Annotated in this window: 4 protein-coding genes; 2 read left to right on the forward strand and 2 right to left on the reverse strand. The window is 65.7% G+C overall.

Features of this window, described 5'->3' with window-relative positions; translation table 11 throughout:
- Positions 1–404 precede the first annotated feature (404 nt).
- Positions 405–1,331, forward strand: a complete 927-nt coding sequence (gene nac, locus BIU82_RS10010) for a nitrogen assimilation transcriptional regulator NAC (RefSeq protein WP_070349326.1) — start codon at positions 405–407, stop codon at positions 1,329–1,331.
- Between the two features lie 133 nt (positions 1,332–1,464).
- The gene (locus BIU82_RS10015; RefSeq protein WP_070349313.1) at positions 1,465–1,671 is read left to right on the forward strand and encodes a hypothetical protein; all 207 of its coding nucleotides are present in this window, start codon (positions 1,465–1,467) and stop codon (positions 1,669–1,671) included.
- A 162-nt stretch (positions 1,672–1,833) separates the two neighbouring features.
- Here BIU82_RS10015 and BIU82_RS10020 read toward each other — a convergent pair whose 3' ends face one another.
- Together BIU82_RS10020 and BIU82_RS10025 are read right to left on the reverse strand one after the other, a co-directional pair.
- A complete protein-coding gene (locus tag BIU82_RS10020; protein WP_070349327.1) occupies positions 1,834–2,508 on the reverse strand; it encodes a 4-carboxy-4-hydroxy-2-oxoadipate aldolase/oxaloacetate decarboxylase in 675 nt (224 codons plus the stop codon).
- Positions 2,509–2,545: 37 nt separating this feature from the next.
- Entirely contained in the window at positions 2,546–3,769 is a 1,224-nt protein-coding gene (locus tag BIU82_RS10025; RefSeq protein WP_070349328.1) for an aspartate transaminase, read from the reverse strand.
- Positions 3,770–3,859 lie beyond the last annotated feature (90 nt).

Here is a 3,859-nt window from a genome sequence, read left to right on the forward strand (position 1 = left end):
CGGCCTTGGTGTACTGCTCTTCCCAGATGCCGGAGTAGGCGATCAGGTTGACTTCGCCGGAGGTGGGCGAGCCGGCGTCCTTGCCGGCCTCTGCGCCGCCGCCGCAGGCAGTGAGCGCGAGGGCCGAAACGGTGGTGAGTGCCAGGGCTGCGAATCCGCGGCGCGTGTAGGATTTCATCGGGTTTCCTCCTGAAGGGATGTCGGGGACGTGAGCCAGGGAGTGTCCGGGGGATACAGACCAGATGGCCAGGGCCGGCCATGCCATGCGAACGGGGTGCTTGGGGTGTCGTCCCGCACTCAACGTAGCCAGTGAGACTCGGCTCACACAAAGACTTGTTCTGCGTCACCACATAAGGAATTGCTATGACGCAGGGCCTGATTCGATCCCCGGAAAGGCGGACACCATGGACACCCGGAAGCTCGAATACTTCGTGCGGATCGTGGATTCGGGAAGCATCACCAAGGCCGCTGCGAGCCTCCACGTGGCGCAGCCCGCGCTGAGCCAGCAGGTTTCCTCGCTGGAGAAGGACCTCAAGCAACGGCTGCTCATCCGCAGCAAGCAGGGTGTAGAGCCCACGGCGGCCGGCCACACGCTCTACCGCCACGCACAGACCATCCTGCGGCTCGTGGAACAGGCGAGGACCGACGTCGCGGCCTCCGGAGCGGCGCCGGCCGGCCGGGTGTCCATCGCGATCGCCCCGTACAGCATGGTCTCCAAGCTCGCCCCGGAGATCGTGCGGGAGGTGGGGGAGCGGTACCCGGACATCATCCTCCACCTGACCGAGACTTTCGGTGGCGTACTCAGCGAAGCGATCAAGAACGGCAAGCTGGACATGGCCCTGATCTACGAGCCCGGGCCGATCCGTGGGGTCCAGTTCACCACCATGGTGGTGGAAGACCTGCACCTGGTCACGAACGCGGATGTGAAAATCGGCGACGGCGAGACCGTCACCCTCGCGGAGGTGGCCGGCGAGCGGCTCTTCCTCCCGGAGCGCATCCACACGCTGCGCCAGCTGGTCGACAAAGGGCTTGAGGAAAAGGGTTTGCCGCTCAAGCTCGCAGGGGAGGTGGAATCCGTTCCGGCGCTCGGCCGCCTGATCACCGCCGGCCTGGGATCCGCCATCCTGCCGCGCTCGGCCGCGGACGCACTGTTCCACGAAGAAAATTTCAAGGTGCTGCGGATCGTGGACCCTGCACTGCAGTGCAAGATCGCCCTGTGCACCGCAGAACACGAGCCGCTGTCCGAATCCGCCTCCGCCGTGCTGATCATCATCCGCGAAATGATCCGCAGCCGGCTCCTGGCGGACTACGGTCCTGCGCTGCAACCATAGAAGCTGCTTATCGCTCCACAGCTTTTAGGTCTTATCCACGCGCGTAACGGCGTTCCTACGATGGTTCCATCCACCCCTCCCCGAAACCGTCCGGCCCTCCGGACGGATGCAGAAAGCACAGGAGCGAACCGCCGTGAAGAAGATCGGTCTCACCACTTTGGCCCGCCAGCGCGACGCTGGAACCTTGTCGGTCCGGACCGGCTTCCACTGCCCCGCCAACGGGCTCTGGCGTCCGGAAGACGGCGACGCCGAACCGGTCTTCATCTTCGAAGGCAGCCTCATGCCGGCGTCGGGCGGCATCGGGACGGTCTGGCATCTGGTTCAGGAGCCGCAGCGGTAGGACGCAAGCGGGCGGCAGGAAGCACGGCGGCCGCCCGCCCGTCGTCGGGCTCCCGCCCTCGTCGAACCCGGTCTTTCACCCCCTTAAACGCGGTTTGCCAGCTCAAATTTGAGCTGGCAAACCGCGTTTAAGCAGGTTGGGCGGCTGAGGGCTCCGGCCGCCTCAGTCCTCCACCAGGAGGCCCTTGGCCTTCAGCTTGTCGGTGAGCTCGCACAGCTCGATGGTGGTGCCGCCGTCGTGGTACAGCTTGATCAGTTCGCGCTCGTGGTCGTCGCGGGCCTGGGACAGGGCGATGACCTCTTCGGCTTCCTCGCGGCGGATGACGACGACGCCGTCGGCATCGCCGCGCAGGATGTCGCCCGGGTAGATGATCTCGTCTCCGATCACCAGCGGGTGGTTGATGGGGCCCAAGGTCTCCTTGACCGTGCCCTTGATGCAGACGTTCCCGGAGAAGACGGGCAGGCCGAGTTCGATCAGGTCCGCCGTATCCCGCACCCCGGATTCGGTGACCATGGCGGCGATGCCCTTGGCCTTCATGGCGTTGCCGAGCACGTCGCCGAAGATACCGGCTTCCTCATATTCGGCCGTGCCCACCAGCACCACGTCGCCGGCCTGGGCGTAGTGGATGGCCACCTGCAGCATGAGGTTGTCCTGCGGGGCGCAGCGCACGGTGACCGCCGGCCCGCAGAAGGACATGTCCCGGTGGATCGGCTTGATCTTCGAGTTCAGCGCGCCTTTGCGGCCCTGCGCCTCGTGGATGGTGGCGGAGGAGAACTTGGAGAGACGCTCGACGACGTCGGCCGCCGGGCGTTCGAACTTGGTCTTGACGTGGATCATAACTGTGTCTTTCTGCTGGGGATACGGGCGGGCGTGCTCAGCTGAGTGCGCTGACGGCTTTGTCGATGGCGGCGACGGCGGCCTGGATGGTCTCCAGGTCCGTAGCGAAGGAGATGCGGAAGTACGGTTCCAGGCCGTAGGCGGAGCCCTGGATCACGGCCACGGAGGCGGCATCCAGGAGGTACAGCGTGAAGTCTTCGTCGTTACGGATGGTGGTGCCGGCCGGCGTCGTCTTTCCGATCACGCCGGAGCAGTTCACCCAGGTGTAGAACGCGCCGTCGGCCGCCGAGCACGAGAGTCCTTCCACGGCGTTCAAGCCGGCGACGGCGGTGTCCCGCCGCGTGCGGTAGACCGCAACGCTTTCGCGCACGAAGGACTGGTCGCCGGAGAGCGCAGCCGCTGCTGCGGCTTGGCTGACGGAGGACGGGCAGGATGACATCTGGGACTGGAGCTTGTTGATGGCAGCCACCACGGGGGCGGGGCCGGCTGCGTAGCCGATGCGCCAGCCGGTCATGGCGTAGGCCTTGGACACGCCGTTGACCAGCAGGATGCGGTCCTTGAGGGCCGGCGCCACTTCCACCAGGCTGGCGATGCGTTCGCTGCCGAAGTTGATGTCGTCGTAGATCTCGTCGGTGAGGACCAGCAGTTGCGGGAACTCTTCAAGGACCCCGGCAAGGGCCGCGAGCTCGGCACGCGTGTACACGGCACCGGTAGGGTTGGACGGGGTGTTGAGGATGAGCCACTTGCTCTTCGGCGTGACGGCAGCGCGCAGCGCATCCGGGGTGAGCTTGAATCCGGTGGCCTCGCCACAGGGAACGATCACCGGGGTGCCTTCGTTGGCGAGCACCATGTCCGGGTAGGACACCCAGTAGGGGGCCGGTATGATCACTTCGTCGCCGGCGTCGAGGGTGGCCATCAAGGCCAGGAAGATGACCTGCTTGGCACCGCCGCCCACGGTGATTTCCTCCTTGCCATAACGGATTCCGGTGTGACGTTCCAGGCGGCCGAGGACGGCGGACTGCAGGGCCGGAGTTCCGGTGACCGAGGTGTACTTGGTTTCGCCGGCCTGGATCGCGGCGATCGCGGCGGCCTTGATGTGCTCTGGAGTGTCGAAGTCCGGTTCGCCTACGGTGAGGTCGATGATCGTGCGGCCCTCGGCCTTGAGTTCGCGCACCCGGGCCGCGGCGGCGACACTGGGCGATGACTTGATGCGGCGGACGCGGGACGCCGGCTCGTACGGTGCCGATGATTGCTCGGGCATGGTTCCTCCGAAGGGGCTAGTGGGGGCTCCCTTCGAGCCTAGGTATGCAAAAGCCGCATGGATAAGACCAAATGTGCGTGGACTGATAAG

Source organism: Arthrobacter sp. SW1, assembly GCF_001766675.1.
Taxonomy (GTDB): domain Bacteria; phylum Actinomycetota; class Actinomycetes; order Actinomycetales; family Micrococcaceae; genus Arthrobacter.

Excerpts from the sequence above, each read along its gene's own strand:
- nac (WP_070349326.1), top strand. The coding sequence starts at position 405 with ATGGACACCCGGAAGCTCGAATACTTCGTGCGGATCGTGGATTCGGGA.
- BIU82_RS10020 (WP_070349327.1), bottom strand. The coding sequence starts at position 2,508 with ATGATCCACGTCAAGACCAAGTTCGAACGCCCGGCGGCCGACGTCGTC.
- BIU82_RS10025 (WP_070349328.1), bottom strand. The coding sequence starts at position 3,769 with ATGCCCGAGCAATCATCGGCACCGTACGAGCCGGCGTCCCGCGTCCGC.